General features: G+C 71.4%; 14 protein-coding genes. 5 read left to right on the top strand and 9 right to left on the bottom strand.

Features of this window, described 5'->3' with window-relative positions:
• Window positions 1–442: 442 nt before the first annotated feature.
• The 3 genes from QSK30_RS23015 to QSK30_RS23025 form a co-directional block, all read right to left on the bottom strand.
• Window positions 443–907, bottom strand: coding sequence for a helix-turn-helix domain-containing protein (locus QSK30_RS23015; protein WP_285505704.1), 465 nt, complete (start codon window positions 905–907; stop codon window positions 443–445).
• Window positions 908–1,014: 107 nt separating this feature from the next.
• A complete protein-coding gene (locus QSK30_RS23020) occupies window positions 1,015–2,772 on the bottom strand; it encodes an LCP family protein (protein WP_285505706.1) in 1,758 nt (585 codons plus the stop codon).
• Between the two features lie 159 nt (window positions 2,773–2,931).
• The gene (locus QSK30_RS23025) at window positions 2,932–5,124 is read right to left on the bottom strand and encodes a phospholipase A2 family protein (RefSeq protein ID WP_285505707.1); all 2,193 of its coding nucleotides are present in this window, start codon (window positions 5,122–5,124) and stop codon (window positions 2,932–2,934) included.
• Window positions 5,125–5,450: 326 nt separating this feature from the next.
• Between QSK30_RS23025 and QSK30_RS23030 the strand changes: the two genes are divergently transcribed.
• Window positions 5,451–8,927 carry a tetratricopeptide repeat protein gene (locus QSK30_RS23030; RefSeq protein WP_285505708.1) on the top strand — a complete coding sequence of 1,159 codons (3,477 nt, stop codon included), beginning with the start codon at window positions 5,451–5,453 and terminating at the stop codon, window positions 8,925–8,927.
• Between the two features lie 414 nt (window positions 8,928–9,341).
• On the opposite strand, the gene QSK30_RS23035 is transcribed toward QSK30_RS23030, so the two are convergent.
• Entirely contained in the window at window positions 9,342–10,562 is a 1,221-nt protein-coding gene (locus QSK30_RS23035; protein WP_285505732.1) for an MFS transporter, read from the bottom strand.
• Between the two features lie 424 nt (window positions 10,563–10,986).
• Between QSK30_RS23035 and QSK30_RS23040 the strand changes: the two genes are divergently transcribed.
• Together QSK30_RS23040 and QSK30_RS23045 are read left to right on the top strand one after the other, a co-directional pair.
• A complete protein-coding gene (locus QSK30_RS23040; protein WP_285505709.1) occupies window positions 10,987–11,865 on the top strand; it encodes an SDR family NAD(P)-dependent oxidoreductase in 879 nt (292 codons plus the stop codon).
• A 1,733-nt stretch (window positions 11,866–13,598) separates the two neighbouring features.
• Entirely contained in the window at window positions 13,599–14,798 is a 1,200-nt protein-coding gene (locus QSK30_RS23045) for a GGDEF domain-containing protein (RefSeq protein WP_285505710.1), read from the top strand.
• A gap of 63 nt (window positions 14,799–14,861) precedes the next feature.
• Here QSK30_RS23045 and QSK30_RS23050 read toward each other — a convergent pair whose 3' ends face one another.
• From QSK30_RS23050 to QSK30_RS23060, 3 genes are all read right to left on the bottom strand, one after another.
• Window positions 14,862–15,425 (bottom strand): dihydrofolate reductase family protein, encoded by a 564-nt coding sequence (locus tag QSK30_RS23050; RefSeq protein ID WP_285505712.1) that lies wholly within the window; start codon window positions 15,423–15,425, stop codon window positions 14,862–14,864.
• Window positions 15,426–15,648: 223 nt separating this feature from the next.
• Window positions 15,649–17,106 (bottom strand): S1 family peptidase, encoded by a 1,458-nt coding sequence (locus tag QSK30_RS23055; protein ID WP_285505714.1) that lies wholly within the window; start codon window positions 17,104–17,106, stop codon window positions 15,649–15,651.
• 224 nt (window positions 17,107–17,330) lie between these two features.
• Window positions 17,331–18,323, bottom strand: coding sequence for a LysR family transcriptional regulator (locus tag QSK30_RS23060; RefSeq protein WP_285505716.1), 993 nt, complete (start codon window positions 18,321–18,323; stop codon window positions 17,331–17,333).
• Window positions 18,324–18,441: 118 nt separating this feature from the next.
• Here QSK30_RS23060 and QSK30_RS23065 point away from each other — a divergent pair, with 118 nt between their 5' ends.
• Complete coding sequence (locus QSK30_RS23065) at window positions 18,442–20,376, top strand: hypothetical protein (protein WP_285505718.1); 1,935 nt, start codon at window positions 18,442–18,444, stop codon at window positions 20,374–20,376.
• Here the strand turns inward: QSK30_RS23065 and QSK30_RS23070 are convergent, their stop codons facing one another.
• On the bottom strand, window positions 20,377–21,198 hold the full coding sequence (locus tag QSK30_RS23070) for a DUF4184 family protein (protein ID WP_285505720.1): 822 nt from the start codon (window positions 21,196–21,198) through the stop codon (window positions 20,377–20,379).
• An 859-nt stretch (window positions 21,199–22,057) separates the two neighbouring features.
• Here QSK30_RS23070 and QSK30_RS23075 point away from each other — a divergent pair.
• Window positions 22,058–23,200, top strand: a complete 1,143-nt coding sequence (locus tag QSK30_RS23075) for a glycoside hydrolase family 3 N-terminal domain-containing protein (protein WP_285505721.1) — start codon at window positions 22,058–22,060, stop codon at window positions 23,198–23,200.
• 52 nt (window positions 23,201–23,252) lie between these two features.
• Here the strand turns inward: QSK30_RS23075 and QSK30_RS23080 are convergent, their stop codons facing one another.
• On the bottom strand, window positions 23,253–24,572 hold the full coding sequence (locus QSK30_RS23080) for a M28 family metallopeptidase (RefSeq protein ID WP_285505723.1): 1,320 nt from the start codon (window positions 24,570–24,572) through the stop codon (window positions 23,253–23,255).
• Window positions 24,573–24,981: the final 409 nt, after the last annotated feature.

Raw genomic sequence — 24,981 nt, forward strand, 5'->3', positions numbered from 1 at the left:
ACTACAGGTCAAGTTTAGCGGTGCTCTCCCCCCACACGAAGCGAGTCCACTAGATCGAGCGCTTGCGTAGTGGGTGTTACGTCAGGTGGGGCTCGGCTTCTCAAGCGACAAGAAACCCTTGGTTCGCAGAGTTCGCGTCGATTCGCAGAGGTCGCAGAGGTTCGCGGAGTTGCATGGGTTGCGCAGTGCGGAGTTCGCATGGTTGGCGGAGTTCGCCGAGGATGCGGCTGATGTGGTTCGCGTCTCGACATGGAGTGGCGAGTACCGACTACCGAGTGCCGTGTGCTGGGCTGAGTGGCGGGGCCGAAGTGTCGAGTGGCGGGTGCGGAGTAGCGGTGGCCGATCGCTGTGGATCGGCCATCACATCCTTCCGGCAGTCCTTTCCGTCAGTTCGTCTTATCCGTGTGGGCCGTCATGTCCGGCCGTGGTGCCAGTCCGCGTGTCAGGCCGATAGCTGTCGCAGTCTGCCGATCAGGTCCGCGGTGTCCATCCCGCACAGCTCGGCGAGCCGGTCGAGGGCTGACAAGTCCAAGTGGACCTCGGTCTGGCCCTGGTTCTCCGCCAACAGTTCGGCCGCCCACCGGCGCAGGGGCATCAGCTCCGGTGCTCGGTCGTCCACCGCGCGCTTGAGGTCGACCCGGACCCGGCCGATGGGGGTGTCGGCGAAGACCCGGTCGTGCACCCGGGCCATCAGGTCGTGCGGCAGGGCGTCGAGTGCCACGCAGATCTCGACGAAGCGCACCACCGAGCACTGCCTGGTCCCCAGCTCGTAGGTGGCCAGTGTCTGCAGCGAGATGTCGCTCTGCAGCCTGGTGTTCAACTCCTTGCGAGTCCATCCTCGCTGCTTGCGCAGCCTGCGGATCTCGTCGCCGAGAACCCGCTGATAGGTCGCCACATCGATCCGCACGTCCGCCCCTTTCACTGCTTCCGGCAGTGAAAGCGCCCAACCCCGTTCGCCTTACGCGGGTTGGGGTGAAGTTGCTCCGATCGGGTGAGGAAAAGGGCCGAAAGTCCTTAGTTGACGCACACCGGGCCGGGCTGTTGGCGGGCGTCGAGGCGCAGTGGGGGGGTGCCGACGAGGGGATCGCCCGCGATGGCGGCGTTGGTGCCGAAGTCCTTTCCGATCAGGACCGTCACCTTCCCCTTGGCCACGTTGGCGTCCTGCTCGGCCGGGATGTCCTTGCCGATCGCGCTCACCACGGCGGTGCCGTTGGCCTCTTCGCCCTTGGCGTAGCGGACGACGGACTTGGTGCGGGTGGTCGCGTTGCCGGTCTCGGTGGTCTTGAAGCCCTTGCCGGACAGCGTGTCGGAGACCTCGGCGGCCAGGCCGGTGCGGCCGGAGGCGTTGAGCACGGTGACCGTCGGCTTGGCCGGGGCGGCCTCGGTGGGGGGCGCCTGGGCGGCCACCGACGTCTGGCCGCCGAGCAGGCCGCCGACGAACGACTTGACCTCGGTCGGGTCGACCTCGACCGCCTTGCCGTCGCCGGGGGTGTCGAGGTCGATGGTGCCGTGCGGCACCGTGGCGAACTGGATGTTGCCGCCGGTGACGCTCATCATCTGCTGGGCGAACTGCATGATGTTCCAGTTCTTGTCCAGCACCACCGACTTGGTGATCGCCTCCTGCAGCTTGCCCAGGGTGGACGAGCCGGGGGTGAACACGTCCTGGGAGAACACCTTCTTGGCCATCCCGCCCATGAACACCTGCTGCCGGGCGATCCGGTCCAGGTCGCCGTTGGGCAGGCCGTGCCGCTGGCGGACGAACGCCAGCGCCGGGGCGCCCTGCAGGTTCTGCGGGCCCGCCGGGAAGTTCGCGCCGGAGAAGCTGTCCTTGACCGCCTTGTTGAGGCAGACGTCGATGCCGCCGATGGCGTTGGTGATGTCGTAGAAGCCGAGCAGGTTCACCTCGGCGTAGTGGTCGATCGAGGCGCCGGTGAGCTTGCCGATGGTGGCGATCAGGCTGCGCGCGCCCTCCTGGTTGGAGGCCACCTCCAGCTTCGACTCCTCGGTGACGCCCTCCTTCTGCAGCCGCGACCGCGCGGCCAGCTTCGCCCGGCCGTAGGCTGAGTTGATCTTGTGCTTGCCGAAGCCGGGGATGTCCACGTAGGAGTCGCGCGGGATCGAGATGCCGACCGCCTTGCCGCCGTCGTTCGGGATCCTGATCATGATCAGCGTGTCGGTGTTGATCTCACCGTCGGCCTTGCCCGCGTTGAGCATCGCCAGCTGCTCCTTCGACAGCGGGTTGCCCTGCGCGTCGGTGCGGCTGTCCATGCCGACCATCAGGATGTCCACCGCGCCGTCGGCGGGCCGCTCGCCCGCGGCCTCGATCACGTCGGCGGTGGTCAGGTCGTTGGCGAAGGAGTCGGCCACCCGCCAGTAGTAGCCGGTGGACAGCAGGATCGCGGCGGAGAGCAGGCTCAGGAACACCTTCCCGCCGATGTGCCGCCGCGGCGGGGGAGCGGACTTGCGCGCCGGGCGTGGGCGCGGTGGGGGCTCGATGCGCTCGGTCAGGGCGGCACCGGAGACCCGGCGGCGCGGTTGGGAGCCCTCCGAGCGGCTCGCCTGCCGGGGCACCTCGCGCTCGGCGCGGTGGGCTGCCCGCCGCGGCGGCTCGTCACGGCGCGGACGCTCGTCGCGCTCGGACCGGGTCGGCCGGGGCAGGTCGCGCCGGTCGTCGCCGGGTTGGGCTCGCCTGCCGGGGGCCGGGGCCCGCGGCGGGACGGACCTCTCGGCCGGGCCACCACGACTACCTGACCTCGGCGGCCGGTACTCCACGCCCTGCTCCTCCCCGTCGGCTGCGGCCTGTCTCCCACGCGTCACGGCGCCCGCCGCGAACACATGTCAAGACGTGGTCGGCCGCTCTGAGGTTGTCCGTAGCCTGGCACACGGTCTCGCGAGCTTCGTCACGGCACGCGTCCAAGCACCACCATCGAGTCATCCCCGGGCGGTCTCCCCGGCCGTCGGCGGCACCGCTGACCTGCGCGGCAGCCGGGGCAGCAGGCAGGCGCCCGCCGCGAGCACGGCGACCCCGATCGTCACCCCGTAACACCCGATCGCGGGACCCTCGGCCGAGGTCATCGGCGGCACGCAGGCGACCGCGACCAGCAGCCACGGCCACGGCGTGGAGGAGGTGCCGATCCGCACCGAGTGCAGCAGGTACCAGCCCAGCAGCAGGTGGATGATGCTGGCCATCGGGTCGGTGGGCAGGCCGAACAGCGCGGTGCCGTGGTGGGTGCCGGTCAGCCCGCTGACCGCGAACCCGATGGTCCCCAGCGCGCCGTAGCCGGTGCCGATGGCCGCGGCCACCGAGTCCCACCGGCTCGCCCGCGGCTCACCGGCCCGCAGCGCCCCCGGGTGGGCGGGGGCGCGCCACTCGAACAGCACGAACGCCAGCACCGCGGGCACCCCGAGCAGGGCCAGCGCGAGCAGGGTGCTCGGCCGCACCAGCCAGTCACCCGCCGTGGTCGGCAACCCGGCCGTGGAGGCCGCGCCGATGATCCCGGCCAGCAGCAGCATCGCGCACAGGTAGACCAGGTAGACCGTCATCGGCGCCGCGCGGACGAACCGGACCGCCTCCGCGGGTCGACTGTGCGCGATCGATTTCACCCGATCGGCGCGCGGCAACACGACCAGGCACACCTGCACCAGGCCGATCAGCAGCACGCCCAGCGCGGAGGGCACGAAGCTGGCGGTACCGGCGGGCTCGGCCATCAGCTCCTTGTCGTGGCCGCCGACCGTGGTCAGCAGCACCAGGCACACCGCGGCACCCGCGGCCACCGCGAGCAGCGCCCGGCGCGGCAGCGCGGCGAAGGTGCCGTCGGCGTAGTGGAACGAGAGCTGCGCGAACAGCGCGGCGAGCACGATCCCGCCCGCGTACGCCGCGCCGATCCCGGAGCCGAAGAGCCCGAGCCCGGCCACGGTGACCAGCTGGGCGACCGGGGTGACCACCGGCAACCGCCGGTGCAGCCAGTACAGGACCGGGGTCACGCCCACCACCAGCAGGTAGAGCCCCAGCAGCCACAGCGGCTGGGCGATCAGCCTGCCGAAGGCGTCCACCGACGCGTCGGAGGCGTCCACCAGGTCCAGCGACAGCGGCACCACCAACCAGGCCGTGACGAACGCCAGCACCGGGCGGATCAGCCAGCACACCCGAGCGGCCAGGTAGCCGCCGTAGCCGGAGCCGTCGGCCAGCGCGGCCCGCCAGGCCAGCAGGTTCGAGTCGCCACCGGCGAAGAAGAACAGCGGCACCAGCTGCAACACCCAGGTCAGCGGCCACAGCGCGCCCGGCCGGGCGGCGAGGAGCGGCCCGAAGGCCAGCACCGACTCGGCCAGCACCACCGCGCTCAGGCTCACCACCCGGAGGAACCCCAGGTAGGCGGCCCGGTCACCGGACCGCTCGTCCAGCGGTACCGCCCCGCGCGGAACACCCGTGCGCCGCCGCGCGAACGCGGGCACCCGGACCGCGAGCAGCACGATCACGACCAGCAGCGCCACCGCCCACGCGCCGATCGGCTCCGCGCGCGGCGGCCCCCAGCGCTGGTGCCACGAGTTGGCCACCAGGCCTGCGGAGTACAGCGAGGCCACCAACCGGCAGGTCCCCGCCGAACCGCGCGGGTTGGTGTCGCACTGCGCGTGCATGTCCTCCGAGAGCCTGGCGTCGAGCGCGCGGCGCGGCCCCGGGCCCAGCGGCTGGCCCTTCGCCGAGGCGTAGCGGAGCAGGTCGTAGCCCAGGTCGTGCGCCTTGCAGCCGACCGAGTAGTCCCAGCGCGAGTTGTCCTCGCCCCACGGCGTCGAGCAGCCGCCGTCCACGTGCACCGCGCGGGTCGTGCCGTCGGGGGCGCGCAGGTGGGCCGGGCGCACGCCGGTCTCCTGGGTGAAGTCGTCGGGCAGCAGCGCGATCGGGTCGAGGCCGCCGGTCGGGTCGAGCAGCGCGTCGATGGCCGCGGCCGCCTCGGCCGCCCGCCCGGTGGGCGGGTTCGCGGGCTCGTTCGGCGACCGGGAGGCGACCACCCCGTAGCCGGCCGCGGCGAAGATCACCAGCAGCAGCCAGCCCAGCCGTCCGCGCAGGCGGAGCCGGACCCGCCGGTCCGGCGGGTCCTGGTGCGTTCGCGTAGCCGCGGCCGTCATCGTGTGCGCTGTGCCCCCACTCCTGGGGAGGCTACCGGTGCACCGGCGCGCGCCACGGGCGAACCGGGGCCGTGGCACGGCGCACCCCCAGGACGCCGCGCCACGTCTGGTCCCCCTGAAGGACCCCGGTTCCCCCGAGTTGACACGCTACGGCGTGGTCCTGGCAGCCCACCTGTACTGCGTCGGGGTACCGCCGGTAGCCCGCTTGGCCCTGCCCACCTGCGGGTATCGCCGTGTCGTATGCACTACGATGGGCAACCGGCAAGTCTCTTGCAGTAGAGGCGGCAAGTCTCGCGCGCGTACCGGACCGCCAAGGAGGGGGCAGGATGGCCGACCCGCCCGGGAAGTTCGGCGAGCTCCTGCGCTCGCACCGGACCCGGGTGGGGCTCACCCAGCAGCAGCTCGCCGACCGCTCCGGGATCAGCATCCGCGCGCTGCGCTACATCGAGCGCGGGTCCGTCGGCATGCCGCGGGCCGACTCGGTGCGCAGGCTCGCCGCCGCGCTGGGGGTCACCGAGCAGGACCTCACCGACGGCGCCGCCCCACCCGCCCGGCCGACCCGCGGTACGCACCTCACCCTGGGTGTGCTCGGCCCGTTCACCGCCGCGCACGGGGGCAGGCCTATCGAGGTCGGTGCGCTCAAGCAGCGCTGCCTGTTCGCGTTGCTGGCCCTGCACGCCAACCACCCGGTGAGCCGGGAGGAGATCATCGACGTGCTCTGGGGCGAGGAGCCGCCGGAGAGCTGCCTCGGTCTGATCCACACCTACGCCTCCCGGCTGCGCCGCGCGCTCGCCGGGTCGGGCAAGCGCAACACCGGGGCGGTCGTCGCCACCCCGACCGGCTACCGCCTCACCATCAAGCCCGACCAGCTCGACGCGCTGCGCTTCGAGGACTTCGCCGCCCGCGCGCAGGCGGTGCGCGGAGCCGACCCGGACGCCGCCGCCGACCTGTTCGACGAGGCGCTCGCCTGCTGGCGCGGCCCAGTGCTGGCCGACCTGCCGCCGGGGCTGCGCAAGCACCCCAACGCGGTCGCCTTGAGCGCGCGCAGGCGGGCGGTCGCGCTGGCCCACGCCGACGTCGCCCTGGCCCTGGGCAGGCCCGCCCGGGTGGTCGTGGGCATCCGCGCCTTGGCCCACGAGGAGCCGCTGCACGAGGGCCTGCACGCCCGGCTGATGCTCGGCCTGGCGGGCACCGGCGAGCAGGCCGAGGCGCTGCGGGTGTTCGCCGACATCCGGGCCCGGCTGGACGAGGAGCTCGGCGTCGAGCCCGGCCTGGAGATCCAGGACGCGCACCTGCGGGTGCTGCGCGACCGCCCGCGACCCCCGCTGCCGCAGCCCGCCACCCAACGCGCGCCCGCCCAGCTGCCCGCCGAGACCCCCGGGTTCGTCGGCCGGACCACCCCGCTGGAGTCCCTGGACGACCTGCTGCACCAGGTCGACGGCAGCCCCGGGGTGGTGATCGTGGCGCTCTCGGGCACCGCCGGGGTGGGCAAGACCGCGCTGGCCCTGCGCTGGGCGCACCGGGCCCGCGAGCGCTTCCCGGACGGTCAGCTCAGCGTCAACCTGCAGGGCTACTCGGCGGGGACGCCGTTGACCTCCCAGGAGGTCCTGGTCCGCTTCCTGCACGCCCTCGGTGTGGTGCCCGAGCGGGTGCCCATCAACCTGGAGGAGGCCGCGGGCCTGTACCGCACGCTGCTCACCGGCAAGCGCGTCTTGGTGCTGCTGGACAACGCCGCCACGGCCGAGCAGGTACGCCCGCTGCTGCCGGGCTCGTCGGGCTGCCTGGTGCTGGTCACCAGCCGCGACCGGCTCACCGGTCTCACCGCCCAGGACGGTGCGCACCAGCTGCCGCTGGACGTGCTCACGGCCCCGGAGGCGGTCGACCTGCTGGGCAGGCTGGTCGGTGTCGGCCGGATGCGCCGCGAGCCCGCCGCCGCCGCGGAGATGGCCGCGATCTGCGGGCACCTGCCGCTGGCGCTGCGCATCGCGGGCGCGAACCTGGCGATCCGGCCGTTGATCAGCATCGCCGACTACACCCGGGAGCTGCGCGACCGCGGCCGGATGACCGGCCTGGCGGTCGCGGGCGACGAGTCGGGCGCGGTCCGCGCGGCCTTCGACCTGTCCTACGAGAAGCTCGTCCCGGCCGCGCGCAGGCTGTTCCGGCTGCTCGGCGCGGTCCCGGGGGTCGACGTCGACCCGGCCGCCGCCGCCGCGCTCAGCGGCCTGCCCATCGGCGACGCGGCCCGCCTGCTGCGCGTGCTCGACCACGGCAACCTCATCCGCGAGCACACCCGCGGCCGCTACACCTTCCACGACCTGCTCCGCGAGTACGCCTTCGGCCGGGCCTCGGCCGAGGACCGCGAGGCCGAGCGCACCGGGGCCGTGGTGGGCCTGTTCGACCACTACCTGAGCGAGATCGAGGCGCACAGCGCCGTGCTCTGGCGGGTCGGCTCGCTGCCCGAGCAGGGCGCCGAGGAGCGGGCCCTGGCCTGGCTGGACGCCGAACGGGCGAACCTGGTCTCGGCGGCCAGCGCCGCCTCGTCCCTGGGCCTGCACCGCTACGCGTGGCGCTTCGCCGAGTCGCTGCGGCCGTACTTCTGGAACCGCGGCCACGGGGCCGACGGCCTGGTCGTCGCCAAGGCCGCCCTGGCCGCCGCGCGCGCGGCCGACAACGTCGACGCCGAGGCCTCGGTGCACGACCTGCTCGGCCTGATCCACACCAACCTCAGCGACTACGTGGCGGCGATCGAGAGCCACCGCTGGGCGCTGGAGCTGAGCCAGTCCACCGGCAACCGGATCGTCGAGGCCGCCGCCCTGCACAACCTGGGGCGCGCCCACTCGCAGCTGGGGCAGCCCGCACAGGCGTCGGCGTTCTACGAGCAGGCACTCGAGCTCAACCGCACCATCGGCAACCGCTTCGGCGAAGCGGGCGCGTTGAACTACCTCGGCGGGACAGCGCTGTCACTTGGAAGACCACAAGAGGCCATAGAGCGGCACACGGAGGCTCTTGACCTGAGCACCCGTATCGGCAACCGCCACGTGCAGGCTGCCGCGTGTCAGGGGATCGGTCTGACTTTGTGGGCGATGGGCGACCTACCGCGCGCCGCACAGCGCTACCGCGAAGGAATGGCCATCTGCCGCCGGTACGGCTACCGACACGGTGAAGCCAGCATGCTCATCTGCCTCGCCGAGACCGGCTGCGACGCAGGCGACTACGCCACGGCGGCGGCCCAGGTCCGACAGGCCATGGAGGCGGGCAGGCAACTGGGGGAGCGCAGGCACGAGGTCAGCGGCCTGGACATCCTCGCCACAATCCAACAGCGCACCGGCGAGTGGTCCTCAGCGGCCACGCACTACACCCGAGCCCTCAGCCTGGCCCGCGAGATCCGCTTCGGCTACGGCGAGGCCTCGGTGCTCACCGGCATGTGCGCCCTCTTCCGCCGCACCGGCGACCCCCGCGCCGCCATCGACCACGGCACCCGAGCCCTCGCCCTGATGCGCGACACCGGGATGCGCCTGCTGGAGGCCCGAGCCCTCACCGAACTCGCCCACGCCCACCTCGACGCCGCCGACGTCGACGGCGCCGCCGAACACATCGACCACGGCCTGGGCATCGCCGCGCGCAGTGGCCAAACACTGGCCGAGGCCCGCGCCCGGCACGTGCGCGCCCTGGTCCGCCAACTCACCGGAGACCGCCCAGGCGCGGTTGCCGACTGGGCAGCGGCACTCCCGGTCTTCGAGCGCTTGGGCGTGCCCGAGGGCGCCCACGTCCGCGCCCTACTGGCAGCCTTCGCCGCCGACTGAGCGCACACTCCCCGCGCCCCAGCCTCGCCCGCTCCCTGCCTCATCCGCCTCCAGCCCCACTCGCGCCAGCCCCTCTTACCGATTCACCCCGTTGGCCCCCGCCCGCCGGACTCCACTCACCGAGCCCACCGCACCCATCTACAACCACCGCCCTCAGCTGTGCCGCAGGCACTTCCGGCGACCGAGCATCCACTCAAGCCGAATCGCGCCCGCCAACCGAGCCCCGCGACCACTCCCGCCCCTGCATCCCATACGCAGCCAAAAACACGGGCTGGACTGGTCTGTCAAGGCATCTTTACCGCCTTGACAGACCAGTCCAGCCCGTAGTCACACTTGGCGTAGGGGGAGCAGGGAACCCACGACGGCAACACCAACGGGCAGCCAAACGCGGAAGCAGACAGCCAAACGCGAGAATCAGGCAGCTTCCTGCCGACGATCAGAGTCCGCACGCGCAGACCCTGAGTCCTTGTCCGCGTTCAGCCGTGCCCACACCAGCGTCGCGGGCACCGCGATCAGCACACCCAACAGCCCCGCCAGCGCCACCGTGATCATCGCCGAGTCCAGTAGCTCGGCCACGGCCCCGCCGGCCGCCACCCCGAGACCCTGGGACACCCGCAAACCGGTGCGGGCCGTGCCGAAGGCGCCGCCGCGGATCTCGTTGGGGACGATCGAGTTGAAGACCGCCATCACCGTGATCTGGTAGGCCCCCACCGCCCCCGCGAGGACCAGCAGCAGCAGGGCCAGGACCAGGCTGGGCTTGAGCGCGAAGAAGATCAGCACCCCGACCGAGGCCGTGGCCAAGACGCCGATCAGCTTGGGGCGGTGGCGGGCCGGGACGAAGTGCGAGATGGCGAACGTGCCGATGATGAAGCCCAGCGGGTCCGCCGCCAGCAGCCAGCCGACGGCCTCCGGGGGCGCGCCCGCCTCCTGGGCCAGCGGCGCGGCCAGGCCCTCCGGGATCACCGCCAGCCCGACCAGCCAGGACAGCGTGAGCAGCACGCGCAGCTTGCGGTCGCCGAAGACCCAGCGGGCGCCGTCGAACCAGCCGTCGTCCTTGGAGCCCGCCGGTGGTCGGTTCTGCACGTCGCGCCAGACCAGGGCGGCGGCGACGGCGAAGGTGATCGCGTCGATGGTCAGTGCCCAGGAGGTGCCGATGGCGCCGACCAGCAGGCCGCCGCCGCCGAGGCCGAGCAGCATCATCGTGTTGGTGGTGATGCCGCGCAGGTCTTGGCTGCGCAGGTACATCGCGTCGTCGGTGAAGACCTCGCGGGTGGTGGCGTTCTGCGCGGCCATCGCGGGTGACTGCACCATCGGGATGATGATCACCAGCACGAACAGCACCCACAGCGGCATGTGCGGGATGGCCATCAGCCCGACCACCACGGCCTGCAGCGCCGAGCACACCACCATCAGCGTGCGGCGCCGGTACCGGTCGGCCAGCTGGGAGAGCCCGAGCCCGCCCGCGAGCGCAGGCAGGAAGGTCAGCGCGTAGATGCCCGCCGCGAAGAACGCCGAGCCGGTGCGGTCGTAGACCAGGATCGCCAGCGCCACCCGGGTGAGTTGGTCACCGCCGACGGAGACCGCCTCGGCGAACCAGAGCGCGCGGAACTCCCGATCGGCGAGTACCGCGGTCATCCTCGGCGCTGCTGCGCTCACGTGTGCTCCTGTCCGGCGGGCGGGTGGCCCGTTCGGCTGACTCCATCCTCCGCACCCGGGGTCTGGGGGCGGTGAACCCGGTGACGCCTGCCGCTCGGTCATCACGGCGTCGCACAGAGTACCGGCAAGTACGCCGGCCGGATGCGGTGGTAAGCGTTCCGAAACCCGGAAAACCCGCTGATGCGGCCGTCCGGCGCAACGCGGGTGATCGGTCCGTACCTACCCGCGCGCTGAACGGCCCACCACGCTCAGCGCACGCTTGACACCACTGGGCGTTGCCGGGCCCAGGGCCGGTGCTCCCTGACCAACACTGGCCACAGCCGGTGGCGGTCTGACGACCGCCACCGCGGCGGGTCGAGGCCGCCGCGGGATCGGGGCCGGCGCTGGGGTTGGGGTGATCGACATGGATGGCAAGGCGATCGTGGTGACCGGGGCGGGCCGCGGGCTGGGTGAGGCGTTCGCGGTCCACCTGGCGCAGGCGGGCGCGGCGGTGGTGGTCAACGACATCGACGGCGACCAGGCCGACCGGGTCGCCCGGCGGATCCGCCGCGGCGGCGGGGCGGTGTCGGCGAGCGCGCACTCGGTGGCCGACCCGGAGCAGGCGGCGGCCATCGTCGAGCAGTGCGTCGCCGAGTTCGGCGCCATCGACGGGCTGGTGAACAACGCGGGCCTCAACTACGAGGCGCTGCCGTGGGAGGACACGCCCGCGCGGGCGCGCGAGGTGGTCGAGGTGAACGTGCTCGGCGTCATCTACACCGGGTTGGCGGCCATCAGCCGGATGCGGGCCGCGGGGGGCGGCGCCATCGTCAACATCTCCTCGGGCGCGTCGCTGGGGCAGCGCACCCTGGGCGCGTACGCGGCGAGCAAGGGGGCGGTCTCCTCGCTCACCTGTTCGTGGGCGCTGGACCTGGAGGAATGTGGCATTCGGGTGAACGCGGTCTGCCCGAAGGCCTACACTCGGATGGTGCGTTCCTCGGAGCGCGCGTCCCGGCACACGTCACCGGACCGGCTCCCGGAGCTGGTCGCCCCGCTGGTGCACTTCCTGCTCGACGAGCGTTCGGCGGGGATCACCGGGCAGGTGGTCAGGTGCACGGGGTCGGAGCTGCACATCGTCGGCCAGCCGTACTTCAAGGCGCCGATCCTGCACCGCCCGGTGTGGGACGTCGACAGCCTGACCACGGCGTTCGCCGAGGTGCTCGGCGGGCACCTCGAGCCGTACGGGCTGGAGAAGCGGCTGCCGCCCCGGCTGCGCAAGTGGCTGGCGCCGGTGCTGACCGCGTGAGTCCGCTCACGTTGCCGCCGGACGATTCAGAAGATCACCATCGGCGGTGCGGCGGCCGGGCGCACGCGCGGTGCTGCGGACGTGGCAACCGGTTGGGCGACACGTCCGAGTACTGTCGTGCTCCATTCGGGCGCTGCTTGGCGTAGCGAGGTCACTACTGTCGGCGCAGGACGTACCGTGGGGACAGTGGAACGTGTGGTCCGGGGCCGCGCGTGATACGCGGCAACATCGGCAGGCGATGTTACTGACAGCGGGTCGGCGACCCGTGCGAAGCCGTGGGGAGGTTTGACAACCTCCCGGCGCGGCGGGCGTCCATCCGGGTGCCACGAGCTGGAGAGAGGGAGGTGCCACCGTTGGGACTCACTGATCGCGGGGACGCTCGGCACGCGCCTCCCGGGACCGGCTCCTCCGGTGGGGACAGTGCTGCTGGGACGGTCACCAGTCGCGACTGCGCATCGGGTGCTCCAATCGGTGTGGACGGTCAGGCGGGTGGGCTGGTCACCAGTCACGGGAACGCATCCGCGGCTCCTCTGGTCGGGTCGGGCGGTGTGGACGGTGGCGACGCCGGGGTCACCAGTCACGACTGCGCATCGAGCGCTCCTCCGGTCTCGGGTGGACGGGATCACGTGGTCACCAATCGCGAGAACGCATCTGTGCCTCCTGTGGTCGGTGTGGATGGTGTGGCGCCTGTGCTCACCAGTCGCGAGAACGCATCTGCGGCTCCCTCGGTCGATTCGGTCGGGGTGGACGTCGTGAACGCGGTGGTCACCAGTCGCGAGAGCGCACCTGGAGCTCCTTCGGTCGATTCGGTCGGGGTCGGCTCGGTGGTCACCAGTCGCGGGACATCTGTGTCTCCTGTGGTCGGTGTGGACGGTGTGCTGCCTGAGGTCACCAGTCGCGAGAACGCACTTGCGGCTCCTTCGGTCGAGTCGAGTGGGGCGGGTCCTGCGGTCACCAGTCGCGGCTCAACGGCTTCTCCTGTCTCTGCTCTGGGGGCGGGTGTCGGCGAGGACTTCGTGATCACCAGTCGCGGCTCATCTGGATCTCCTGTTCCGGTCGGTGTTCCGGTGGTTGGCACTTCTTCTCCTGCGGTGGTCACCAGTCGCGGCTCATGGGTTCCTCCGGTTTCGGTCGACGGGGTGGGGGCTGTGGTCACCAGTCGCGAGAACGCATCTGTGGCTCCTTCGATTGATCCGGTCGGGGGTGCTGTGGTCACCAGTCGCGCGAGCGCATCGGCTACTCCCTTGAGCGGGTCGGGTGGTCCGGGGGTTGTCACCAGTCGCGGCTCATCTGGATCTCCTTCCGCGGGAATGGGCGGGGACGGTGGCGGGTTCACCAATCGCGAGAGCGCATCGGAAGCGACTCCTTTGCTCGAAGTGGACACAGTGGGTGCTTTGCTCACCAGTCGCGAGAGCGCATCGGACACACCTCCAAGGGGATCCACACTGGACGAAACGTTCGGCGGGCCGGAAGGAAACGCCTCGGGCGCCAATCGCAACCCGGAGTTCTCCAGCCAAGGCTCCGCACCGGGAACACCTCCTCGCGACGGCACGCGTCCCGTTGCTGAGCAGACTCCAACCCACGGTGGCACGGCGCGTGGGGGAAGCCTGCGGCGGCTCCGGTCACGGCTAAGTGTGACCGACTCGCTCCGCAGTGAACACCCTTCGTCCATTTCCTGGCCTTCGGTGCGGGATTGGGGCCTATGGAACCTGGCCCCCGCCGCCAGACGGTATGTGATCGGGTTCGAGTTCGTCACCGTGGTCGCGGTCGCACTCGCCTGCCTGACCGACGCCCCGGCGACGGTGTTCGACTGGCGCAGGCTCGGCGTCCTGGTGGGCGCGGGCGCGGTGCACCTGTGGCTGTCCCGGCGCACCGAGGAGACCCGCCGCGACAGCGGCCCGGGTCCGCACATGGACACCAGTGTCGTGTGGATCCTGCCCGCGATGGTCCTGCTGCCCGCGTGGATGGCCGTGCTGTCGATGTTGCTGCTGCGCGTGCAGCTCTACCCGGTGGCCCGCCGCCCGCTCTACCGCTACACCTTCGGCACGGCGGGCATCCTGCTGGCCGCGCTGGGTTCGTGGGCGGTCATCCGGCTGACCCACGTCGACGTCACGGCGGCCTTCGGCGCCCGCGAGGCGTTCATCCTCGCGCTGGCCGGGCTGACGTACTTCGTCCTCAACGCGATCGCCATCGGCGGTGTCATCGCCCTGTCCACCCCGCAGCCGACGTGGACGGTGGTCGCGGGCTCCCGCCGCGACAACGCCATGGCCGCGTTGACGGTCTGCCTCGGTGCCTTGGCCGCGCTGGCCATCGCCAACGCGTGGCTGGCGCCGCTGTTCGTGGTCCCGCTGCTGTGCGCGCTGGACTGGGGCGCCCTGCAGATCGAGAACCTGCGCGGCGACGCCCGCACCGACCACAAGACCCAGCTGCTCAACTCGCGCGGCTGGCACGAGCAGGCGGGTCGCGAGATCGCCCGGGCCAGGCGGCAGAACACCACGCTCGCCGTCGCGGTCCTGGACCTGGACTACTTCAAGCAGGTCAACGACACCTGGGGCCACCCGGCGGGCGACGCGGTGCTGCGCGCGGTCGGCGCGGTCCTGCGTGAGACCACCCGCCAGGGCGATGTCGTGGGCCGCTTCGGCGGTGAGGAGTTCGTGCTCCTGCTGCCCGACACCGACACCGACGGTGCCACGCAGGTAGCCGAGCGCGTTCGCCAGGGCGTGGCGGCGATGAACGTGGCCGCCACCGACAAGCGCGGCCAACCCGTGGTGATCAGCAACCGCACCACCTCCATCGGCGTGGTGGCGGGCCAGGGCGCCTCAGCGGACCTCGACGAGCTCCTCCGCTGGGCCGACGCGGCGGTCTACGAGGCCAAGAACGCGGGCCGCAACCAGGTCCGCTTGGCCGAGCCGCCCGCCGACGTCGCAGTCTGATCGAATACCGACCTTCCGGTTTGTAAACCGCCAGGATGTCCGTTCGCACGCCCGGCCCAACCGCTAGCGCACCACGCGGTGGCGGAGGTAGACGACCTGTGGGCTGAGCGCGCGGCTCTCGACGAGTTCGAGGTCCACCCGCCGCTCGTGCCGGGGGAAGAACGGGATCCCGCCGCCGACCAGCACCGGGTACACCCGGACCCGGTACTCGTCGACCAGACCCAACCCGGCTGCCTCGGCGGCCAGGGTCGCGCCGCCGATCGCGATGTCGCCCTCCCCGGGCTCGGCCCGCAACCGCTCGACCTCCGCCGCCAGGCCGCCGGAAGCCAGGCGGGCGTTGCCCCGCACCGCCGACAGCGTGGTGGAGAACACCACCTTCGGGAGCGGGTTCCAGAGCGCGGCCCACTCGCGCTCCGAGTCGTCGAGCGACGGGTCCGCCGCGGCGGTCTCCCAGGACAGCATCGTCTCGTACAGGTGCCGTCCCAGCAGGTGAACGCCCACCTCTTGGATCTGGTCGAAGCAGAAGCGGAAGACGTCCTCGTCGGGCGCCGCCCAGGTGAAACCGCCATCCGGCCCGACGATGTAACCGTCCAGTGAGACGGCCATCGAACAAGTCACGCTGCGCATCGGAAGTCCTCCTCGGAGACGGTTCGACAGTACGACCGCCGGACTCGCCGCGGCTCGCTGGATCCGCTGATTTCCCGGACGCACTCGAAGGTCATCCACAATGGATCACCGCCGCAACGGAATGTGGCCCGTGTGCGCGATCGCGCACACGGGCCACATTCCGAACGAAATCAGCGAACAACCGTCGGCCGAATCCGCGACCGAGTCAGCGAAACGTCAGGGACTACGGTCGGTTGGTGCGCAGCGTGTAGCTGCCAGAGCCGCTGTAGGCCTGGACCTGCCACCGGTAGTAGCCGGCCGTCCCGGAGTAGTTCACGGTTTCCACGTTCGACGGCGTGGTCCCGCTGGCCACCGCGGCCCACGCGCTGCCGTTCCACTTCTGCAGGGCCAGGTCGAAGTCCGTCCCGGCGGGACCGCTCAGGCAGCCGCGGTGCGTGCCGGAGACGGTCGACTGGTAGTAGCTGTTACTCGGCTGGATGGCCGAGCCGCCGGAGGCCAGGGACCCGGTGTACGCCGGGCCCGTGCAGCTGCCGCTCGGCGGCGTGGTCGGCGGGGTGGTGGGGGTGCCGCCACCGTTGGTCACCAGGGTGAGCCCGTACGCCTGCAGGATCTCGTTCACCGGCTGGAAGTACGTGGTCCCGCCGGAGGTGCAGTTGCCCGAGCCGCCGGAGGTGACGCCCTGGGCCTGGCTGCCGGAGATGGCCGAGCCGCCGGAGTCGCCCGGTTCGGCGCACACGTTGGTGCGGATCAGGCCGGTGATGGTGCCCTCGGGGTAGGTGACCGAGGAGTTGCGGGCCGCGATCGTGCCGCAGTGCCAGCCCGTGGTCGAGCCCGAGCGGCAGATGGACGAGCCGACCGGGGCGTCGGTGGAGCCGGAGACCGTGACCCGGCCGCCGGAGTAGTTGTTGACCGCGCCGATCGGGGTGTTGCCCGCGGCGACGCGGACCCAGGCGTAGTCGTTGCCGGGGAAGCTCGAGCCCGCGAAGGAGCCGCTGGGCTGGGTGGTGGTGGCGCCGCTGCGGCCGCAGTGGCCCGCGGTGATGAAGCCGCCGCCGACCGAGAAGCCGACGGAGCAGCGGGTGCCGCTGCCGATGTAGTAGGCGTTGCCGCCGACGACGTCGATCAGCTTGCGCGGGGCCTCGTCCGAGGCCTCGACGCTGACCGCGTCCGCTGGGACCCCGCTGGCGGCGACGAACGAGCGGGCGGCGGCGAGGGCGCTGCCGCGCGACTTCAGGACGATCTTGTTGCTGGGCAGGTCCACGTACCAGGCGGGCACGGTGCGGGGGCTGGTGGCGGCGTTGGCGTCGAGCTTGGCCTTGAGCGCGTCGAGCTGGGCCTCGGTGCGGCTGACCACGAGCGCGTCGGCGCCCGCCGAGCGGGCGGTGCCCGCGGCGGCGGAGTCGGTGACCGCGACGACGAGCTTGCCCCGGCCCGCGTCGTACCAGGTGCCGCCGAAGCGACCCGCGAGCTGCTTGCGCAGCGACTTGTCGGCCTGGGCCGCGCGGTCCTCGGCGGCCAGTCGGGTGCGGGCCTGCTCGGCGTTGAGGCCCAGGTCGCGTTGTAGCGCGGCGCCCATGGCGTCGGTGGCGGCCGGGGCGGCCTCGGCGGTCAGGGTCACCGCCGTGATCACGCCCCCGGTGGCCACCACTGCCGCCAGCGCGGCGATGAGTCGTCTTGCCATGCCGTTCTCCTCGTGCAGGGAAGGGTTTACGGATGGCTGCCGACCGGCGCGCCGAAGCAGACCGGCTGGCTGGGCCGGTCACGCGCTTCGGAACGGGGACGACGGTCGAATGATCAACCGGACGAATCGGTCAGCAGGTGCCTGCGACGGTAATCCGGATCACAACCGATTGGGTCATATGATTTGGCCATAGCATCGATCTGGTCACTAGCGGTGACCGACGGTCACGAGGTGGGCAGGTGGTCCGCCCGCTCCAGGCCGAAGCCCGGGTTGTCCTGGAGGAACGCGCTGTACCGGGGGCTCCGGGCGATGACGTCGGAGTAGGCCGTGCTGGCCAGCTTGACCAGCTGATCGGAGAACGCGGCGGTCGCCCCGTCCGGGTGCCACCCGATCAGGTTGCGCCAGCGCAGCGGGTTGCCCGCGATCGGGACCGCGATGACCCCGGGCATCTGCCGGAACATCGGCTGGCACAGCACCACCGCGTCGCCGGACTCCACCAGGTCGATGCAGCTCACCACGTCAGTCTCGTACAGGGTGCGCGGAGTGAAGCCCGCGCGGGCGCAGGCCGCGGCGAAGCAGTCGGCGAAGCAGCCGTCGCCGGGGGTGGCGCCCCACTGGACGCCCGCGAGGTCGCTCAGGTCGACCGCGTCCCGCCCGGCGAGCGGGTGCTGGGTGGACAGCAGCACGAACACCGGGTCGGTGGCCACCGTCCGCCAGATCAGGCCGGGTTGGGAGGGCGGCGGCGCGTCGCCGCACACGCCCGCGAGGGTGTAGTCCACGCGGCCGTCGGCCACCATCGCCGCCAGCTCCTCCGACGACCACGACACGTGCGTCGTCACGTGCAGGTCGGGGTAGGCGGCGTTGAGCTGGTGGACCAGACCACCGAGCACCGGGCCGGTGGCCGACCCCAGCCGCAGGCGCGAGGGGGTGTCGCCGGGCAGGGCGGCGTTGTTGGCGAACCGCGCGGCCTCCTCGCGCAGCCCGGAGACCGCGGGCAGCAACAGCTTCGCCCGGGACAGGACCAACTCGCCCAGGGGCGTGGGTCTGGCCCCCTTGCGGTCCCTTTCGAACAGCGGTCCGCCCAGGGCCCGCTCGATGCGGTGCAGCTGGGCGGTGAGGGCGGGCTGGGCGAGGCCGAGTGTCGACGCGGCCTTGGTGATGCTGCCCGCCTCGGCGACCGCACAGATGATTTTGAAGTGGCGCAGCTCCAGCTCCATGTGACAAAGCTAGGCCGCTCGATCACATCCGCCAAGCTTTAGGACCAGGGCGCACGAGTTCTGCTTGTTTTTGCTCGAAGTTGCCGAATATAGTCCAACTTCGAACAGGGAGGGTGCGGTGTACTACGCGTTGCGGTTCCAGGTGCTGCCCGGCTCGCGAGCTCGGGACGACGCGCGCGAGCTCGCCGCGTTCTGCCTCCGGCACGGCATCGGGGAGGCCGTCCTCTTCGTCGCGGGCGAGGAGCTGCACGACGGCCACCTCACCGCCGAGGAGGCCGATTCTTGGTACGCGGCGGTAGCTACAGCTGTAGACGTTCTTCGCGAGGCGGGTGTCGGGGTGAGCCTGAACCCGTGGGTCACCACCGGGCACGCCGACCGCGGGCGGGTCGACCGGCACGGCTTCGCGCCAATGGTCGGACCATTCGGTGACGTGGCCACCGCCCAGGCCTCGTTCGCCTGCCCGCGCTGGCGGGCGTGGCTCGCCGCGCACTACGGCCGGTTCGCCGACTTGGGGCTGCGCGTCCTGTGGCTGGAAGACGACTTCCGCTTCCACAACCACGCGCCGCTCATCTGGGGCGGCGGCTTCGAACCGGGGATGCTGGCCCGCTTCGCCGAGTTGGCCGGCGAACCGGTCGACCGCGCGGACCTGGTCGCCGCCATCACCGCGCCGGGCGAGCCGCACCCGTGGCGCGCCCTGCTGCAGCGCACCTGGCGGGAGACGCAGCTCGAGGTCGTCGCGCAGGTCCGGGCCGCGGTCGCCGGGCGGGCCGCGCTCGGGTTGATGAGCTCGACGCTCGGTGTCGCCTCAGTCGAGGGCCGCGATTGGCGTGCGTTGTTCACCGCGCTTGGCCCCGGTGCCGTGCACCGCCCGCACTACGCGCCCTATGTGGACGCTCCCGCGCACAGTCTCGCGTGGTCAGTGGCCATGTTGGAGCTGCAGCGGCCGTTGCGCCCGCACGGGATCGAGATCGCCCCGGAGGTCGAGAACTACCCGTACACGCACTGGGCGAAGTCGGACACCCAGACCTGGTCCGAGCTCGTCGCCTGCGCACTGTCCGGTGTGGACGGTCTGCTGCTCAACGTGCTGCCGTTCACCGCGCGCACGCCCGCGACCTTCGAACGGGTCGGCGACCTGCTCGATCGCGCCCGTCCCGCGCTGGACCGGGTGGCCGACACCGAGGTGGAGACCATTGGTGTCGGGATCCCCTGGTATGCGGACACCGCCGCGCACGTGCGGACTGAGCGCGCGTCGCTGGAGGCGTTGGACATCGACCCGACTCGCGCGGCGCGCTACCTACTGTCTTACGGCGTCCCCGTGCGCGCGGGGGAGTCGCCGGTAGTGGCGTTGTTCGGGGACCTTGCGTGGGCAGTACCTGATGAGGAGCTCGCGCAGTTCCTAACCGGCGGCCTCTTGCTTGACGGCACCGCGGCGGCGATCTTGGCCGCACGAGGGCATTCCGCGTCGATCGGGGTCCTTGTGCACGACGTGCAGGGGCGCGAAGAGCACACCGAACACGGCCCTTACGCGATGGAACGCGTAACCGAGGCAGCGGAAGTCGTGGCCGCCGGGACCCTGTACCCGGACAACCAACAGCCCGCAGTGGCGAGGATGACCGCGCTCCCCGGCGCGACGGTGTGGACCGAGGTCAGAACGCCCAGGCAGGAAGCTTGGGGTGACGGACTGGTGCTCTTCACGAACCCGTCGGGAGGCCGTGTCGCAGTCCTCGCAGCCACCGTGCCGGAAGACCTACCGCGCAGCGACACCCAGCAACGCCTCCTGCACGCGGTCATCCGGTTCCTGGAAGGCGGACGCCGCGTGTTCCCGCTGGTCACCGGTGGTGCGCACCTCATCCCGCACGCCGCCCGGACCAGCCGGGGCCTGCGCCTCGCGGTGGCCAACGGCTCGGCCGACCCGGCGGTCCCGGTCCTGGACCTGCCGCCGGACTGGCCCGCGCCCGAGGTCACTACCGTGCTGGCCCCGCTGTCCGCCCCCGAGACGGGCAGCGAGGTCCCACACCGCGGCTACCTGCTGGTCGAATGGCCCTCCGTCTGATCAAGCCGGTTGTCTCGCTCGGATCCGTTGGCGGAGCCCGACCACCAACAACGCCACGAATGCCCCGGTGACCAGGCAGATCGACACCCGCGCCAGCCCCGCCGCCAACTGCGTGTGGGTGGGCGGCACGCCCGCGGCGAGGGTGTGCGCGAAGCCCATGACCGACTGGCCGCCCACCCCGGCCATCACCGTCACCGCCCGGTAGACCGCCAGCACGACCCCGCTGGCCACCACCGCCCCGACCACCAGCCCCGGCCTGCGCGGCGGCGCGTACAGCGGAGGTACCTCGGTGGCGGGCACCGCCCGGCGCAGGGTCCGCCGCCACCACACCACGACCAGGACCGCGCCGACCACACTGCTCAGGTACTGCAGGAAGTTGTAGCGGGGCATCCCCTCCCACAGCCAGAGCCGCAGGCTGGGCCAGTGCTCCACCCCCCACCCGGTGTGGTGCGTGAAGGCATCCCACACCAGGTGGGTAACCCCACCGACCAGCACGGACACCACAACCCACCCCACCGCCACGACCCCCAGCCGCGGCGGTGCGACGTGGTCAACCAGCCGAATGCGCAGCCAACCGGGAACGAGCGCGAGGACGGCCGGCACCACCAGGGCGTGGTAGAGGGCCAGCACCGCCAACGCCACCGGCAGGTCGATCCAGAGCAGCCCCAGCCAGGTGTGCGACCGGTCATCGACCCCCGGCTCCAAGGCGATGAAGTACAGCAGGTCGGGGGAGAAGGACCCGACGACCAGCGCGGACCCCACCAACGGCCCACGCCGCAACAACGGAAGCACCGCCGCGGCGTGGGAGAGCGTGTAGGGCATACGACCAACGATGCCGGCGCAGTGTGCCTGGCGGGCGGGGGAGTGGTGGAAGTCCTGTGGAGACTCACCCGACCGCACGGCCAGACCTGCCCTCCGCCGCACTGAACGGGGAGAACGTCGCCGCCTGCCGATGGGATGTGGATCACCGGTAGGCGAGGAGGGGAGGCGAGTGAGGTGAGGAAGGAAGTGGGGCAGGAAGGGAGCGGGGCGGGGAGGTGGAGGGGAGCGGAGGGCGAAGAGGTCAGGAGGCGGAGGCGAGGAAGCGACGCGAGAAGGGCGAGAGGAGGAGAGGAGAGGCGAGGCGAGGAGTGGGGGAGGCGAGGAGAAGGGGGGCAGAGGTAGGCAGAGGTAGGCAGAGGTAGGCGGGGCAGAGGGAGGCAGGTAAAGGCGAGAGGCGGCGACGAGCGAGGGCGCGAGGGGGAGAGGCGAGAGGAGGGGGTGAGTAGAGGTGAGGCAAGGAGGACAAGGGGAAGAGGGTAGGGAAGGGAGAGTGAGTAGATGGGAGGCGCGGGGGACAGGTACGGGCCATTTCCTGCCCCCCACCAGCCGCAGCGGGTAGGCCGACCACGCTGGTACCGGCGGCCCCGCTACGGATGCTCGATCTAGTGGACTCGCTTCGTGTGGGGGGAGAGCACCGCTAAACTTGACCTGTGGTGGGGATGCCCTTCACCCCACGCTTTTTCCCCACCGCGGTGCTCTAGGGGCCCCACACGAAGCGAGTTCACTAGATCGAGCCCCCGCACTTACCTGGGCAACCAGGGGCAGCAAAGCCCGCTAGATCGAAACACGGGCCAGGCACAGGCCGCGCGCGGAGCGGACTCACTCGCGCGAGATGCTCGTCGGCGGGTCAGAATGGCGCGTGGCTTCCCAGCGGACGGTGGGCGCCTTGGCCGCTGTCGCGGTCGGGGCGCTGATGGCCGCGCTGCTGTCCCTCCCCGTCGCCGAGGTCCGCGGCGTCCCCATCGCCTTCCCCGCCCACACCCCGCAGCGGTCCCCCGCGCACACCGAGCAGCCGTCGCCCTGTGACCTGCTCGTCGCCGCGCTGCCCATGCGCAAGCGCCTGGCACAGTTGATCATGATTGGGGTGGATCCGCGTGGGCCCGCCGCCGCGTTGGCGGCCGTGCGGGCGGAGGGGGTCGGCGCGATCTTCCTCGGCGGCGAGTCCACCGCCCTGCTGGTGGACGGCCGGTTGTCCGAGGTGACCGGTGCCTCCGCCCTCCCGCTCACGGTCGCGGTGGACGACGAGGGCGGCCGGGTCCAGCGGGTCGAGTCCCTCGACGGGCCGCTGCCCAGCGCCCGGGTCATGGCCGACAGCATGACCGAGGACCAGGTGCGCGAGACCGCCAAGACCCGGGCGGAGCGGTTGCTCGCGCGCGGGGTGACGTTGGACTTCGCGCCGGTGGTCGACATCAGTGACCAGCCCGATCGGGCGGTGATCGGCGATCGCTCGTTCAGCCCCGATCCGGACACCGCCACCCGCTACGCCGCGGCCTTCGCCGAGGGGCTGCGGGAGGGCGGGATGTTGCCCGTTCTCAAGCACTTCCCTGGTCATGGCCGTGCCGAGGACTCACACAAGGGACCGGTGAGCACACCGAACCTGGACGAGTTGCGGGGCACCGACCTGCGCCCGTACGCGGAACTCCCGCGTCAGGGGCCGGTCGCTGTCATGATCGGCCACCTCGATGTCCCCGGCCTGACCAACGGCGCGCCCGCCTCCCTCGACCCGGCGGCGTACCAGTTGTTGCGCGGTGAGCTGGGTTTCGCCGGGCTGACGATCACGGACGACCTGGGCGCCATGCGCGCGGTCACCGAGCGGTACGACCTACCGGAGGCGGTACTGCTATCGCTGCGCGCGGGTGTCGACATGCCGTTCTGGTCGTCCGGGACGCGGTTGACCGAAGTCCTCGACCGGCTTGAGAAGGCCGTTCAAGCAGGGGAACTCGACAGTGCGCGCGTGCAAGAGTCGCTGGAGCGGGTTCTTAGCGCGAAGTCCGCCTGTTAGACGCCAATGCGGGCCACCCCCCGTCCGGGGTGGCCCGCATTGCCGGGCGTTGTCAGAACTGGAGGAACCAGCCGTTGATCGTGCCCGTGTCGTTGCGCGCGGTGTCGCGCACTTGCAGCTTCCAGGTGCCGTTGGCGACCTCGCTGGACGCGTTGACCGTGTAGGTGGTGTTGACGTTGTCGGCGGAGTCGCTCGAGGAAGTGCTCTTGAGCCGGTAGGCGGTGCCGTCCGGGGCGACCAGGTCGATTTGCAGGTCACCGCGGAAGGTGTGCCGGATGTCGACACCGACCTGCAGCGCGCTCGGCGCGTTGCCGGTCACGCCGCTGACGGTGACCGGGCTCTCGACGGTCGTCAGGTCCGGGATCGCCACATCGGTCTGGTTCTCGAACCGCTTGCCCGGCGTGCCGCCGCCGGTGCCCGCCAGCTTCCAGATCGAGTAGGCGACGGCGTCGGTGTTGCGGTCCAGCGCGGTCGCGTTGACGTTGGTGGTCCGGTCGCAGGCGCGGTGGTAGCAGGCGTCGTAGGCGGTGTTGGCCGTGCCGCCCCACTTCTGGGCCTGGGCGGCGGTCTTGGTGCCCTCCGCGCCGGTGAACAGGCCGCCGATCGGGATGCCCGCCTGCGCGAACGCCGCGTGGTCGGAGCGGCCGCCGACGGTGGTCAGCTCGGTCGGCACGCCGATCGCGGCGAAGTGCTCCTCGAGCACGCGCTGCAGGTCGATCGAGCCGGTGGGCTGGCCGCTGGCGGAGTAGACGAAGTAGCCGGGGTTCGGCGAGCCGGTCATGTCGAAGTTCAGGTAGCCCTTGATCTTCGACTTCTCGGTGGCGGAGAGGCTGTTGACGTAGTTGGTCGACCCGACCAGGCCGAGCTCCTCGGCGCCCCACCAGCCGAAGCGCAGGTGCTTGGCGGGCTTGAGCTGGTTGCCCGAGACGGCCAGCGCGACCTCGAGCAGACCGGCCGAACCGGTGCCGTTGTCGTTGATCCCCGGTCCGGCGGCGACGCTGTCCAGGTGCGAACCGGCCATCAGGACGCTGTTCTCGTCGCCGCCGGGCCAGTCGGCGATCAGGTTGTAGCCGGTGGCGCCGCTCTGGGTGAAGGTCTTGACCGAGGTCACCCACCCGGCGGCGTCGAGCTTGGCCTTGACGTAGTCGATCGAGGCCTTGTAGCCGGGCTTGCCGTGCGCCCGGTTGCCGCCGTTGTTGGTGGCGATCGTCTGCAACTGGTTGAGGTGCGCCTGCACGTTGGCGACCGGGATGTCCGGCGCCGCGGCGATCGTGCCCGCCGGCGCGGGCGCCGCGGTGGCCACTGGCACGGCCAGCACCGCTCCCACCAGCGCCAACCCCGCCACGACGGGGAGAAGGTTCTTGATGACCATGGTTGCTGCCTCCAGCAGGGATCAGGGACAACCAGTCCCCGATCCTCGCTGACGCCCGGTTCGTCCGAAAGGGGCGACCATTCCCTTTATTGCCAGATGTGCATATGTGATGGCCCGGCCGACAGGAGGAGATCGACGCCCATCATCAAGGTCGTCAACAGCTCACCGGTCGGCCACATCCGGGCATCCCTAAATCTCTAAATCTCTAAATCTCTAATCTCTAATCTCTAATCTCTAATCTCTAAATGCCGAGCCCGCTGGCACGCAACACCCGCTACGCCAGTGCTCGATTGGGTGGACTGCCTTCGTGTGGGGGGAGAGCACCGCTAAACTTGCCGTGTGGTGGGGATGCCCTTCACCCGCCCTTTTTTCACCACCGCGGTGCTCTAGGGGCCCCGCGCGAAGGTAG

This window comes from Actinokineospora sp. NBRC 105648, from assembly GCF_030269645.1.
GTDB lineage: Bacteria > Actinomycetota > Actinomycetes > Mycobacteriales > Pseudonocardiaceae > Actinokineospora.